The 14,067-nt window shown below is 64.8% G+C and carries 14 protein-coding genes; all 14 read right to left on the reverse strand.

The window, feature by feature from the left end:
* Positions 1-684 (reverse strand): SMC-Scp complex subunit ScpB, encoded by a 684-nt coding sequence (gene scpB, locus AC5WEY_RS15600; RefSeq protein WP_495646501.1) that lies wholly within the window; start codon positions 682-684, stop codon positions 1-3.
* Positions 681-1,505 (reverse strand): segregation and condensation protein A, encoded by an 825-nt coding sequence (locus AC5WEY_RS15605; protein WP_495646502.1) that lies wholly within the window; start codon positions 1,503-1,505, stop codon positions 681-683. The genes scpB and AC5WEY_RS15605 overlap by 4 nt, the downstream gene beginning before the upstream one ends.
* Positions 1,502-2,464, reverse strand: a complete 963-nt coding sequence (locus AC5WEY_RS15610; RefSeq protein ID WP_235581699.1) for a ParA family protein — start codon at positions 2,462-2,464, stop codon at positions 1,502-1,504. Before AC5WEY_RS15610 ends, AC5WEY_RS15605 begins: the two co-directional genes overlap by 4 nt.
* Positions 2,465-2,574: 110 nt before the next feature.
* Positions 2,575-3,489, reverse strand: a complete 915-nt coding sequence (xerD, locus tag AC5WEY_RS15615; protein WP_057478164.1) for a site-specific tyrosine recombinase XerD — start codon at positions 3,487-3,489, stop codon at positions 2,575-2,577.
* A 5-nt stretch (positions 3,490-3,494) separates the two neighbouring features.
* Complete coding sequence (locus tag AC5WEY_RS15620; protein WP_495646503.1) at positions 3,495-4,127, reverse strand: NUDIX domain-containing protein; 633 nt, start codon at positions 4,125-4,127, stop codon at positions 3,495-3,497.
* Entirely contained in the window at positions 4,124-5,857 is a 1,734-nt protein-coding gene (pyrG, locus tag AC5WEY_RS15625) for a CTP synthase (protein WP_495646504.1), read from the reverse strand. The genes AC5WEY_RS15620 and pyrG overlap by 4 nt, the downstream gene beginning before the upstream one ends.
* A 139-nt stretch (positions 5,858-5,996) precedes the next feature.
* Entirely contained in the window at positions 5,997-6,944 is a 948-nt protein-coding gene (locus tag AC5WEY_RS15630; RefSeq protein ID WP_495646505.1) for a copper transporter, read from the reverse strand.
* Positions 6,941-8,125, reverse strand: coding sequence for a putative cytokinetic ring protein SteA (gene steA / locus AC5WEY_RS15635; RefSeq protein ID WP_495646506.1), 1,185 nt, complete (start codon positions 8,123-8,125; stop codon positions 6,941-6,943). The genes AC5WEY_RS15630 and steA overlap by 4 nt, the downstream gene beginning before the upstream one ends.
* 84 nt (positions 8,126-8,209) lie before the next feature.
* Positions 8,210-9,979, reverse strand: a complete 1,770-nt coding sequence (recN, locus tag AC5WEY_RS15640) for a DNA repair protein RecN (protein ID WP_495646507.1) — start codon at positions 9,977-9,979, stop codon at positions 8,210-8,212.
* A 2-nt stretch (positions 9,980-9,981) separates the two neighbouring features.
* Positions 9,982-10,947, reverse strand: a complete 966-nt coding sequence (locus AC5WEY_RS15645; RefSeq protein WP_495646508.1) for an NAD kinase — start codon at positions 10,945-10,947, stop codon at positions 9,982-9,984.
* Positions 10,944-11,765, reverse strand: a complete 822-nt coding sequence (locus tag AC5WEY_RS15650) for a TlyA family RNA methyltransferase (protein ID WP_057478169.1) — start codon at positions 11,763-11,765, stop codon at positions 10,944-10,946. The genes AC5WEY_RS15645 and AC5WEY_RS15650 overlap by 4 nt, the downstream gene beginning before the upstream one ends.
* A 1-nt stretch (position 11,766) precedes the next feature.
* The gene (locus AC5WEY_RS15655; protein WP_495646509.1) at positions 11,767-12,009 is read right to left on the reverse strand and encodes a hypothetical protein; all 243 of its coding nucleotides are present in this window, start codon (positions 12,007-12,009) and stop codon (positions 11,767-11,769) included.
* Between the two features lie 64 nt (positions 12,010-12,073).
* Positions 12,074-13,063, reverse strand: a complete 990-nt coding sequence (locus AC5WEY_RS15660) for an HAD-IIA family hydrolase (RefSeq protein ID WP_495646510.1) — start codon at positions 13,061-13,063, stop codon at positions 12,074-12,076.
* Positions 13,060-13,941, reverse strand: coding sequence for a tetratricopeptide repeat protein (locus tag AC5WEY_RS15665; protein WP_495646511.1), 882 nt, complete (start codon positions 13,939-13,941; stop codon positions 13,060-13,062). The genes AC5WEY_RS15660 and AC5WEY_RS15665 overlap by 4 nt, the downstream gene beginning before the upstream one ends.
* Between the last annotated feature and the right edge of the window lie 126 nt (positions 13,942-14,067).

The following is a 14,067-nucleotide window of genomic DNA, read 5'->3' on the forward strand; positions in this document are numbered from 1 at the left end:
TCAGTCGTCCGAGTCGAGCTCGGCTGCCGGATCGGGTTTCGATCCGCGGTTTTTGGTGGAGCGGGTCATTCTCGGGTCGGTGTCCATGCTGTCACTGATCTCGTCGATCAGGTCCACTCCAGGCAACAGCGGTGCCAGTTCGGGTAGGTCACCGAGCGATGCGAGCCCGAGCCGTTCGAGGAACAGCTCGGTGGTGCAGTACATCGTTCCGTTCGTCTCCGGGTCCGTTCCTGCTTCGGAGATCAGTCCACGGGCGAGCAACGTACGCATCACTCCATCGACATTGACTCCACGCACGGCGCTGACTCGTGCGCGGGTCAACGGTTGACGATAGGCGATCACGGCCAGGGTTTCCAATGCTGCGCGTGTGAGCTTGGACCGAGCGCCGTCCAGAAGCAGCCGTTCGACGTAGGGCGCGTATGCGGTTCGGGTGTAGAAACGCCACCCGTCACCGGCGTAGCGAAGGTCGATTCCGCTGCTTCGTTCGGTCAGCGCTGCGGCCATCTCGTTCAACGTGGCGCGCACGCGTGCGACCGATGCCCCCACGGCCGAGCCGAGCTGCTCGTCCGAAGCGGGAGTGTCCACGATCAGCAACACAGCTTCCAGCGCCGATGCGAGGGTGGCGTCGTCGAGCTCCTCGGAATCGTCGACGTCCTCGAGCTCGAGTTCGGGGTCGGCACTCATGCATAGTCCTCTTCCGTGACCACGATGGGTCCTTCGTCCTTGCCGGTCCAGCTCACTCGGAGATCGCCCAGCGGCTCCGGTTGTTCGAACGCGATCACCTGTTGACGGAACAGCTCCAGCAACGCCAGGAATCGCGCGATTATTTCGACCTGCACCTCGCAGTCCTGCACCAGCTCCGAGAACGACGCCCATTCGTTCAGGCCGCGGCCTTGCAAGTTCTCCAACAGCCACTCGGCCTGCTCGGGAATCGAGACGGCGTGCTGATGGATGTGATCGAGCCCAACCTGCGGAATCGGCTTGGGCCGAAAGGCGGCAGCGGCGATGTCTGCGAACCTTGCGGGGTCGACGCCGAGCAACACCTCCGGGATCAGATCGGCGTACCTGTCCTCCACCGACACCGATCGCGGATACCGCCGCAGCGCAGCAGCTTCCAGCTCCCCGAACAGCAAGGCCACCTGCTTGTAGGCGCGGTACTGCAGCAACCGAGCGAACAGGAGATCTCGCACTTCGAGCAGCGCCAGATCCTCGGCATCCTCGACGTCACCCGACGGCAGCAGACGAGCTGCCTTGAGGTCGAGCAGAGTCGCGGCAACGACCAAGAACTCCGTCGTCTGATCCAGTCCCACATCGGCACCGAGAGACTTGGTGAACGAGATGAAATCGTCGGTGACGGTGTGCAGCGCCACTTCGGTGACATCCATGCGGTGCTGACTGATCAACGACAGCAGCAGGTCGAACGGACCCTCGAAGTTGAGCAACCGAACCCGAAATTTCGAGGGATCCGCGTCGGCGGGAACCTCGATCGGGGCCTCGTCGGTCACGGACCCGACCGGTAGATCACCTCGCGCGCCAGAGCGCGGTACGCCTGCGCGCCGCCGGATTTCGGAGCCCACGTGGTGATGGGTTCACCGGCCACACTGGTTTCCGGGAACCGGACAGTACGAGTGATCACCGTGTCGTAGACGACGTCGCCGAACACCTCGACCACCCGTGTCATCACCTCGCGAGAGTGCAGTGTTCGGGCGTCGAACATCGTCACCACGATGCCGGCCAGCTTCAGCCGAGGATTGAGGCGATCGCGCACCTTCTCGACGGTGTCGTTGAGCAGTGCCAGACCGCGGAGGCTGAAGTACTCGCACTCCATCGGAATGAGTACTTCGTCGGCGCATGTGAGCGCATTGACAGTCAGCAGACCGAGCGAGGGTTGGCAGTCGATGAGCACGTAGTCGTAGCGATCCAGAATCGGATGCAGCACCCGCCCGAGCGTCTGCTCGCGGCCCACCTCGGTCACCAGCTGAATTTCGGCGGCCGAGAGGTCGATGTTGCTGGGCATCAGATCGAGGTTCTCGACGCGAGTCCGCATGATGATGTCGTCGGCAGAGACCTTTGCCTCGACGAGAAGGTTGTAGACGGTGAGATCGAGTTCGTGGTGCGCGACGCCCAAGCCCGCGGAGAGTGCGCCCTGCGGGTCGAGGTCAACCAGCAGCACTCGACGGCCGTAGCCGGCCAGCGAGGCACCAAGATTGATGGTCGACGTCGTCTTGCCGACGCCGCCCTTCTGATTGCACATCGCGATGATCTTGGCCGGGCCATGACTGGCCAGCGGTTGCGGATCCGGAACCGACCGCGTCTTTCGACCGGTGGGCCCGAGTTCGTCGGGAGCCGGAATGATGTCGCGCGACTCGCGACTGGACTCGGGTTGACGCGTATGGAACAGCGCGCCTTCGAGGTGCGCACGATCCGAGGCTGACTCCGCCGCTGGCGGCTGCGGTGTCGACACGTTCCAGCGCTCCCCTGTCCCGTTCGTCTTCGAGTAGTTCACGCAAACGCTACCGCTTGAGACACCGTCGCTGTCACCGGACACGCTGACAGGCAGGGGTCGACCTCGTGCTACCGCGCCCGCGGATGCGCTCCCGCCCATACTTCGCGCAGCGTGGTGACGGTGACGAGAGTGTAGATCTGCGTCGTCGTCACCGACGCATGCCCCAACAGTTCCTGCACCACGCGGACGTCGGCGCCGCCGTCGAGTAGATGCGTGGCGAAGGAGTGCCGCAGAACATGTGGCGAGACGCCGGAGGTGATCCCGGCCCGCTCGGCCGAGTCCTGCAGCACCTGCCACGCGCTCTGCCGAGACAACCTGCCGCCGCGCACGTTCAGAAACAGGGCCGGGTTGGAGCGCGCAACCAAGCCGGGTCGCCCACGCACCAGGTACGCGTCGATCGCCTCGATCGCCGGCCTGCCGACCGGGACGATGCGATGCTTGCCGCCTTTTCCGCGCAGCAGTACCGAGCGTGACTCGGTGTCGATATCGTCCACATCCAGTCCTACGGCCTCGGAAATTCGGGCACCGGTGGAATACAACAACTCCAGCAGTGCTCGATCACGCAGTCCGCGTGGAGCATCGGGCCCTGCAATCGACGCCGATTCGAGCAGGGCCACCACTTGGTCGATGGGAAGCGACTTGGGCAGTCGCTTGGCAGGCTGTGGGGGCTTGACCTCGCTCGCTACGTTGCGCTCGACCATCCCCTCGGCCAGAGCGAAGCGGTGCAGACCGCGCACGGCGATCAGCGTGCGCGCGGCCGAACTCGCTGCGAGAGCTGGGAATTCGTCATCGCCGCGCCGGAGATACAACACGAACTCGGTGATGTCGTTCTCGGTGACCTTGGCCAGATCGGCAATTCCGTAGCCGCTGAGAAACCGCTCGTACCGCACCAGATCACGACGGTAGGACGACACCGTGTTCTGTGCCGAACCGCGCTCGACCACCAGATGGTCGAGGTACGTCTGAATCTGCTGGCCGATCACGGTGGCTACTTTCGTGAACTCTTCCGCTTCTCGAAGGCCGTGGGCAGGTCGGGCCACGGGGCGTCGGCCGGGCGCAGTTCGGTGCCTGCGGCGCGGGCGGCAGCGAAGGCAAGCACGCCCGCCACCGCTGACGCGTTGACGATCTCTCCAGCCAATGCGCGACGGACGGCCTCGTCCATCGGTACGAAGGAGAGTTCGATGTCTGCTTCCTCGTCGTGCGCTTCGGGCCGATCCACCTCTGTCAGGTCCTGTGCGAGAAAGATCCGCACGGCCTCGTCGGTGAACCCGGGCGAGGCCAGCACGTCGACCAATACCGACCAGGTACCGGCGGCAAGGCCGGTCTCCTCGGCAAGCTCACGCTGGGCCGCCAGTACCGGCTGCTCCCCCGGCGCGTCGAGCAAGCCGGCCGGCAATTCCCACAGGCGTCGCCCGATGGGATGCCGATACTGCTCGATCATCGCCACACGGTCCTGATCGTCGACGGCCAGAATCCCGACCGCGCCGTGATGCTCGATCACCTCACGCTCGGCCGTGCGACCGTTCGGCATCGCGACCTGATCGAGCCGGAGCGCGAGAATCGCACCGGAATACGGCACCGACGAGTCCAGGGTGGTGAACTCGTGGCGGGGCTCGCTCATCCGACGGTCTCGGCAGTGGCGTCCGACTCCTCCGCCGCGACGGTGTCGCCGTGAATGTCGACCGGCAGACGCTCGGCGGCCTTGTACTTCAACGCCGCATTGATCAACGATGCGAACAACGGGTGCGGACGGGTCGGCCGACTCTTGAGCTCCGGATGCGCCTGAGTGGCGACGAAGAACGGGTGCACCGATGCGGGCAGTTCGACGAACTCCACCAGGTGGCCGTCCGGAGAAGTACCGCTGAACACCAAGCCGCTCTTGGCAATTCGATCCCGGTAGTCGTTGTTGACCTCGTAACGATGACGGTGACGCTCCGAGACGTTCTCGGTGCCGTACGACGCCGCGACCATCGAGCCCTTCTGCAGCGTTGCCGGGTACGCACCGAGGCGCATCGTGCCGCCGAGATCGGCGTCACCGGCGACGGCATCTTCCTGATCGGCCATCGTGGAGATCACCGGATCCTTGGTGTCCGGATCGAACTCGGCGGAATTGGCATCGGTCAGACCGACCGAACGAGCCGCCTCGATGACCACGCACTGCAACCCGAGGCACAACCCCAACAGCGGAATCTTGCGCGTACGTGCGAACTCGATGGCTCCGAGTTTGCCCTCGATTCCTCGGATGCCGAAGCCACCGGGAATGAGCACGGCATCGACATCACCCAACGCAGCCTGCGCCCCCGCAGGCGTCGAGCACTCGTCGGACGGGACCCACTTGATCTCGACCTTGGCGCGATGAGCGAACCCGCCGGCCCGCAACGCCTCGGTGACCGAAAGATAGGCGTCGGGCAGGTCCACGTACTTGCCGACCAAGCCGACGCGGACGGTTTCGCGCGGCTGGTGGACGCGCTCGAGCAGTCCACCCCAGATGGTCCAGTCGACATCGCGGAACGGCAGACCGAGCTGACGGACAACGTAGGCGTCGAGGCCTTCCTTGTGCAGCACCTTGGGAATGTCGTAGATCGACGGCGCGTCGGGCGTGGAGATGCAGCCGTCGACGTCGACGTCACACATGAGCGCGATCTTGTTCTTGAGTCCCGGCGGCACGTCACGATCGCAACGCAGGATCAACGCGTCGGGCTGGATACCGATGCTGCGCAGTGCTGCGACGGAGTGCTGGGTGGGCTTGGTCTTGAGTTCACCGGACGGAGCCAGGAACGGAACCAACGACACGTGCAGGAAAAAAACGTTGTTGCGGCCGACGTCGTGGCGCACCTGGCGCGCTGCCTCGAGAAACGGCTGCGACTCGATATCGCCGACGGTGCCACCGATTTCGGTGATCACGACATCGGGCTGGTGGCCCTGCAGATCCGGACCGTTCATGGCCAGGATTCGACGCTTGATCTCGTCGGTGATGTGCGGGATGACCTGGACGGTATCGCCCAGGTACTCGCCGCGCCGCTCCTTGGCGATGACCGTCGAATAGACCTGGCCGGTGGTGACATTGGCGAATCCCGACAGATCACGGTCGAGGAAGCGCTCGTAATGGCCGACATCGAGGTCGGTCTCGGAGCCGTCCTCGGTGACGAAGACTTCACCGTGCTGGAACGGGTTCATCGTGCCGGGATCGACGTTGAGGTACGGATCGAGCTTCTGCATGGTCACGCGCAGTCCGCGTGCGGTCAGTAGCTGGCCGAGGCTGGACGCCGTCAGACCTTTTCCGAGCGAAGACGCGACGCCGCCGCTGACGAAGATATGCTTGGTGTCGGAACGCGACTGAAGGCGTGACAATGAGGCTCCCGTGACGAATCTGCAGGGCTTGCTCCTACCAGGGGGCTGATAAGAGAGGTACAGCGTGGAAATTGGGCCTGCTACCCACGGGACTTCACGGTAACACCACTACGTACCTCACCGCCAACGACACGCGCGATCAGCTCGCGGGAGCTCCGACCGTCACGGCGTTCGCGTTCGCGCCGGTTCCGTATCGACCCGAGGCTCCGTCCAGCTGCTCCACCAAGGCGAGAACGGTGGTGATCCGTCCGGCTTCACGGTCGACGTTGTCGACCGTGCTCAGTGACGACGACAGAGCCGAATCCGCCCGTACGACGGCGATGGATCCATTGCCCTCCGCGGCGCCGGATCGTCCCGCCAAGACCGTGCCCGCACCACGCGAGTCGAGAGCACCGGCGAAGCGAGCGACGATGGCACCACGATTGCCGTCCTCGACGTCGGACGTACCCGCACCGGTGACGACCACTGCCAACTGAGCGGGTGCAACGGCACCGTTGTCGTACGCGATGAACCCGCCGCTGCGCAGCGTCTCCAGCGCGAGTGAGAGCTCCTCGGGCGTCGACTGCGGCTGGGCCGTCTCTGCGTTGAGCAGCAGCACCGATCCCAGCAGATCTCCCGCCAGGCTGCCTTGATCGACCGCCCCAGTGCGCAACTGCACGCCCGCCGGAATGACGTTGGTCAGGCGCGTCCGCAGATCGTCACCGTTCGCAGCGGAGACGAACGCGTCGGTCAGCGACACTCGGCCGGTGACAGTGGCACCCGACGCTCCGATCGAGCGTGTGACTCCGTCGACGTCGCCGGGATCTGCGTCGGGGGTGGTGATGACCACGACCGAACGGTCGACCAACGTGTCTCGCAGAACCCTGCCTGCCACTGCGGCGTCGAACCCGTCGGCAGAATTCAGCTGCTCGCCGAGCTGATTGTTGGACGCCTGTAGATCGTCCACCTGGTTTTCGAGACCGGTCTTGTCATCGCGAAGACCGGAGACCAGTCCGCTGGACAGCAGACCCGAACCGAGCACGATGCCGATGGCCAACGCGACGAACACGGCCGCCAATGAAATGGCATGTTGGCGAAGCGAAATCACGGAAGCAACCCCTGGAACCACACAGCGAACCGGTTCCACAGGTCGATCGCCCAGTCCAACGATTCACCACCGATGTTGGACACGGCCAACGCCACGATGACAGCAACGAGGGCTGCGAGAATCAGCAGTGCGATCGCGCCACCGGACACCCTGCTTCGGTACAGGGTGGCCACAGCTTTGGCGTCGACCAGCTTGGCTCCGACCTTCAGACGCGTCATGAATGCGGCCGGGTTGGTGTTGCGACGGCCACGATCGAAGAATTCGTCGAGGCTGGCCGGGCTACCGACCGACACGATCAGCGAGGCCCCGTGATGATCGGCCAGCAACATAGCGAGGTCGGCAGCGGCACCGCTCGCGGGAAAGGTCATGGCACCGATTCCGAGGTCCTGAATGCGTTCGAGACCTTGCGCGTGACCGTCCGAATCGGCCGGAAGTACAACCTCTGCACCGCATTTGAGCGTCTGAGCGGTGACGTCCTCGGGGTCGCCTACGATCAGATCAGGGCGGTGACCGGCCTTCATGGCGGTGTCGGCACCCGCGCCGACGCCGATGATGACGGGCGAGTACTCCTTGATGAACGGCTTGAGATTCTTCAGATCCTCGGCGTGACCGGGTCCGTCGGCGACGATCACCACATGGCGACCCTCGAGGTCGATGTCGATGTCCGGCACACCGACGCCATCGATGAGCAATGGACTCTCGGTACGGATGAACTCGATGGTGTTGCCCGAGAACGCTTCCAGATGGTCGACGAGACCTGTCTTGGCCTCGATCATCTTGTCGGAGATCTCGGCTTCGCTCTGCTCGTCACCTTTGGCGAGGCGGCGATCGCCGGTGTAGACACCGCCGTCGTTCAGACGAACCTTGGTTCCGTCCTTGATCTTCTTGAAGATCTCGGTGCCGGCCGAGTCGATCAAGGTGATCCCGTTGGCCACGATGACCTCGGGACCCAGATTGGGGTATCGCCCGGAAATCGACGGCGACGCGTTGACGACCGCGAGCACCCCCGCCTCGACGAGCGCATCCGCCGTCAGACGATCAAGATCCAGCTCGTCCAGGACGACTATGTCACCGGGGCCGACCCGTTTGAGCAGCTTGGCCGTATTGCGATCGACTCGCGCGATCCCGGTGATTCCAGGCAGCGAATCCTGACTTCGTGACAGCAGAGCCGGCATCTTCATGAGGACCATGATGACCCGACCGACACGCCCGGCGATGGAGGCGCGCCGAAACAACTACCACACTGATCACATCAGCACCAAAGGTTACAGGGCAGCTCGATCGGCGTTTGCAGTGGCCAGCAGCTCCTCCGCGTGCGCGCGACCGGTCTCCGTATCGTCCAGACCCGCGAGCATTCTGGCGAGCTCTACGACCCGCTCCGACGACGACAGGGTCCGAACGCCGCTGTTCGCCGCACCCTTCTTCGCATCGGTCTTGTCGACCACCAGATGTGTATCGGCGAACGCCGCGACCTGAGGCAAGTGGGTGACCACGATGACCTGATGGGTGCGAGCCAACCGACCGAGCCGACGCCCGACCTCGACGGCAGCGCGACCACCCACTCCGGCGTCGACCTCGTCGAACACCATCGTCGCGCCCTTGTCCGAGCCCGCAAGCACCACCTCGAGCGCCAACATCACCCGTGAGAGTTCGCCGCCGGACGCACTCTTGCTGATCGGCAGAGCCTGCGCACCGTCGTGGGCGGACAGACGAAATTCGACCTCGTCCACGCCGTTGCTCCCGGCATGCAGTTCGGTTCCGTCGACGACGATCGGAGCGGTGTCCGACGGTCCGGCGGGCAAAGCTCGAACATCGATCTGCAGCTTGGCTTTTCCCATCGCCAACCCCGCCAGCTCGACGCTCACCGCCTTCGAAAGCTTCACCGACGCCTTCGTGCGGGCCGCACTGAGCTTCGATGCCGCTGCCGCTACGTCCACCGCAGCCGCGTCGACCTTGGCACTCAACTCGGCCAAGGCATCGGCCGAAGTGTCGATACGCGAGAGTCGCTCGCGGGCATCCTCCGCCCAAGCGATGACACCGTCGACGTCGGCGGCGTACTTGCGCGTCAACGATTTCAGTTCGGCCTGGCGGTTCAGGATCGCGTCGAGCGCTCCGGGATCCGACGGCAGATCCGACAGGTACGAGGTGAGATCGGCACCGATGTCGCCCACGATGGCCATCGCGTCGTTCAGTCGCGGCAGCAGCTCCGTCAGAGCAGCGTCGTCGGCATGCTCCAAGCGAGAACGAGCCTCGCCCAACAGATACAGCGCGGATGTGGTGTCCGACGCCTCCTCGGTACTCCCGACGAGGGCCGCCGAGGCACCCTCCGCGGTCTCACGCAACGAATCCAGATCACCGAGCCGACGGACGTCCTCGGCCACCGAACGATCCTCCCCCGGCTCGGGTGCGAGAGAGTCGATCTCCTGAAGACCGAATTGCAGACGGTCGGCTTCCTGCGCCAGCTCGCGACTGCGTTCGGTGCGGTCGATCAACTCGTTGCGCGCGTCGAGCCACGTCGTGCGAGCGGTCCGGTACTTCGAGACGAGGGATGCCACCGCATCGCCGGCGAACCTGTCCAGGGCAGCGAGTTGCTGGTCGGGGCGCAGCAGACGCAACTGATCGTTCTGACCGTGCACCGTCAACAGCGAGTCGGTGAAGTTCGACAGGACCGATGCGGGCACACTGCGTCCACCGAGGTGCGCGCGAGAACGACCGTCGGAGTTGACGGTGCGGACGGCGATGATCGAATTGTCCTCGTCGCGTTGACCTCCCGAGGACTCGAGCACCTTGTCGACGTCGTCGATCACCTGATCCGACGCGGTATCGGTACTGAATCGCCCCTCGACCACAGCGCGCTGCGCGCCCAGCCGAACTCGACCTGCATCAGCGCGGGCACCCGACAACAGGTGCAGGCTCGTCACCACCATGGTCTTGCCGGCGCCGGTTTCACCGGTGAGAACGGTCAGCCCCTCGTGAAACTGCGCGCTGGCACCGGAAATGACTCCGAGGCTGTCGATCCGAATCTCTTCGAGCATCCCTACCTCGCTCTCCCCCGCCACCCGGTGACGGGCAGTTCGAATTTCTTGACCATGCGATCTGCGAACGGTGCCGAATCGAGTCGGACCCATTTGATCGGTGACGCGCCCCGCACCACCTCGACGCGAGCACCGGCCGGAAGGCTCAGCGTGCGCCTGCCGTCGCAGAATACGAATCCCGCGTGTCCGCCTGCATCGATCTCGACCGCGACGATCGACTCGGGACTGGTGACGAGCGGTCGCGCGAACAGAGCATGCGCGTTGCTCGGAATGACGAGTATCGCTTCGAGTTCCGGCCAGACCACAGGTCCGCCGGCCGAGAAGGCGTACGCCGTCGACCCCGTCGGTGTGGAGACCAGGACTCCGTCGCAGCCGAATGCGGACACCGGCCGACCGTCGACTTCGAGCACGACTTCGAGCACCCCTAGCCTCGACCCGTTCTCGATGCTCGCCTCGTTCAGCGCCCACCCGCGGTCGACTACTCGATCTCCGACGCGAACAGCGATGTCCAAGGTCATGCGCTGCTCGATCCGGTAATTACCGCCAATGACACGGGCCAGAGCATCTTCGAGATGGTCGGCCTCCGCCTCGGCGAGAAAGCCGACGTGGCCGAGGTTGATGCCGAGAACCGGAATGGAGGCTGCTTGCGCGAGTTCGGCTGCGCGCAGAAAGGTTCCGTCACCGCCCAGAACCAGGACCATCTCGCAGCCGACCGCCGCGTCGGGGCCGAATTCCACGACGTTGAGCTTCATGTCCGCCACGAACACGTGGTCGTGCTCTTCCGTATCGGAGGCTTCGATTTTCGAGGGTTCCACCTCGTCCACCAGCACGCGCAGGCAGATGCCCGCTTCGTCGAACACTTTGCCCACTCGGCGTGCAGTCTCGGCGATGTCCGGTCGACCCGGATGAGCGACGAGAAGAATCTCTCGCGACGACTCCAGTTCCGGTGCTGCGTGGGACGGAGTCACTGTGGTCCTTCCTCGATCGCGAGCCGGACGAGTTCCGGGATGTCGGAACTCGGCAGATCCTCGCCTGCACCTGCGCTCAGCCACAAAAAGTACTCGACGTTGCCCGACGGGCCCGGCAGCGGGCTTGCCGCCACCGCGCGAACAGTCAGATCCAGGCCGACGGCCGCGTTCGCCACGTCCTCGACGGCCTCGGCTCGCAGCGCGGGATCTCGTACGACGCCGCCGGCACCCACGCGATCCTTTCCGACCTCGAATTGCGGTTTGACCATCAGCACCATGTCGGTGCCCGGCGTCGAGCAAGCGACGAAAGCCGGAAGGACGAGTTTCAGCGAGATGAACGACAGGTCGGCCACGATGACGTCTACGGGTCCACCGATCGTCTCGGCGTCGATCGACCGGACGTTGGTGCGGTCGATGACATGGACACGATCGTCGGACTGCAGCCGCCACACCAGCTGGCCGTACCCGACGTCGACGGCAACCACCTCGCGTACTCCCCGACTGAGGAGAACATCGGTGAATCCACCGGTGGACGCACCGGCGTCGAGGCAACGAGCATGCTCGACGGTCAAACCCAGCGGCCCGAACGCGTCGAGAGCCCCGAGCAGCTTGTGGGCACCGCGTGAGGCCCAACTGACCTCGTTGTCTTCTTCGGCTACCAGCAGTGGCGTACCCGGCTCCACCGCGGTGGCAGGCTTAGAGGCCACAGTTCCGGCGATCTTCACCCGACCGGACTCGATCAATTCCGACGCGTGTTCGCGAGATCTCGCCAACCCGCGGCGAACCAGTTCCGCGTCGACGCGTGCGCGACGAGCCACGTCAGGTCTTGTCGACGGTGGTCAGGGCGCGCACGAGCACCTCGTGAGCGCGGTCCAACAGGCTCGCATCGCGGGACAGGGCATCCGAATCCACCGCTCCGGGTTCATCCTGATCCGACGACACGATCGTGAGCTGACTCAACAGCGAGGAAACCTCGGCGCGGATGGCGTCCGGATCGGCCGACGACTCATCGCCGACACCGCTCGGCCGGTGCTGCCCTGGTAGTGGAATAGACGTGCTCATCGCCCTTCACGCTATCGGATGGGTACGACGAATGCCCGATCGCCGCCGCTCTCCGGGCCCTGGGTCAACACCCGAGCAGCGACTGCAGATCGCCTAGGCGATTTCCCTCGAAGCGCACCTCCGTGAACTCGGAGCCCGACCACGCAACGTGCAGCACAGCCAGAGCGCCCTCGAACGCATCAGGCACCGTGTCGCTGTCGAATCGCACCGACAGCACTCCGCCATCGATACCGACCGTCCAACCGTTCTTGCTGCCGACGCGAGACGCGGACTCGTCCTGGTTGAGCACCCCGAGGTCGGGTCCGATGTGAGTGGGTCGCAGATGCTGGGGAGCACCGAGCAGCTCAGCTGCAGTGCTCACCCCGGTCAACACCAGTAGTGACGGCAGCCCGATTTCATTGGCTCCCGCTATGTCTGTGTCCAGGCGGTCTCCGACGACCAACGCCGAATGCGCTCCGCTGCGCTCGATGGCGTCGTGCATGATCGGCGCGGCAGGCTTGCCCGCAACGATCGGCTCGACGTCGGTGGCGTTGCGAACCGCTGCGACCATCGAGCCATTTCCCAGAACCAGCCCTCGCTCGGTCGGCAAAGTGGCATCGGTGTTCGTTGCAACCCAGAAGGCACCCGCTCGGATAGCGAGGACTGCCTCGGCGAGCATCTTCCAACTTGTATCGACAGAGTGCCCCTGCACCACTGCGACCGGGTCTGCATCGGCAGATCTGACCGGCTCGAGGCCGACCTTGGATACCTCGTTCGCCAACGCGTCGGTACCGACCACGAGTACGCGCGAACCCGCGTCCAACTTGCCCGCGAGAACACCCGCAGCGGCCTCGGAACTGGTGACCACGAACTCCGCAGACGTGTCGAACCCGAGACTACGAAGGTGCTCGGCAACGTCCTGAGGGGCACGACTGGCATTGTTCGTCACGAAGTACTGCTTCTCGGAACCACCCGAAAGCGCTTCCACTGCACCGGGAATGGGGTCCTTGCCGGCGTAGACGGTGCCGTCGAGGTCGAGAAGCAGGACGTCGTGGGCGTCGCGCAGCAGCGTCACTGACTGCCTCCGGACAACTCCTCGACCCGCTCTTCTGCGTCGGTCTCACCATCGACATCGGCCGCAGCGGCATTGAGGAACCACTTGACGCCCTCGTCGACGCGACCTGCCGCCACGAGCGCGTCGGCGTAGACGTAGAACAGGCGAGCCGCAGCGGTTCCCGAGCGCGAGGCGTCGAGATCCGGGGTCTGCAGAGTGACGACGGCCTGGTCGTACTGGTTCAGGTCCATTCGGGCGCCAGCCACGACGATCCGGAGCTCCGACGCTTCCTCGCCGGTCAACTCACGAGCCTCGTCGCTGCGACCGAGTTCGATGGCGCGCTCGGGACGGCCGAGTCCGCGTTCACAGTCGGCCATGACAGCGATCAGACCTGGCCCGCCTGCCATACGCCGGGCGGCGCGGAGCTCGGACAGGGCTTCGGCCCACTCACCGGCGTGGTAGGCCGCGATACCCGCGGTCTCACGAACGACGGCGATACGACCTGCTCGCTGACGAGCAGCGCGCGCATGCAGCAGCGCCAACTGCGGGTCGTCGTCGAGGAGCCTGCTGGTCATCACGAGGTGACGGGCGACAGCAGTAGCGTTGTTCTTGTCCAAGCTCAGCAGGTCACGACGCACGGCCGGCTCGAGTTGGCCGGCTTCGACCTCGTCAGGCAGATCCGGCTCGTCGGGACGGGGGGGTCGACGGTCGGACGATGCACTGTTACCGCGGCGATCGCCGGAGAACCCACCTTCGCCGCCACGCCTTCGGGGAGGACCGTCGGAACGCCGCGGGTCGCCGCGACGGTCCTGAGAGCGTGGGTTGCGGTCTCGGGACTCGCTCGGGCGGTTGCCGCCGTCCCCTCGGGAGGGGCGACGATCGTTGTTGTCTTCCGACACGGGCGTCCTTTCGGATTTCGGGTACAAACGCAAAAAGGGGACCCACCAAGTGGGTCCCCTTCTTACAACGGGTGTTCGGCGGTGTCCTACTCTCCCACACCCTGTCGAGTGCAGTACCATCGGCGC

The sequence above is a fragment of the Rhodococcoides sp. S146-33 genome (assembly GCF_059489205.1).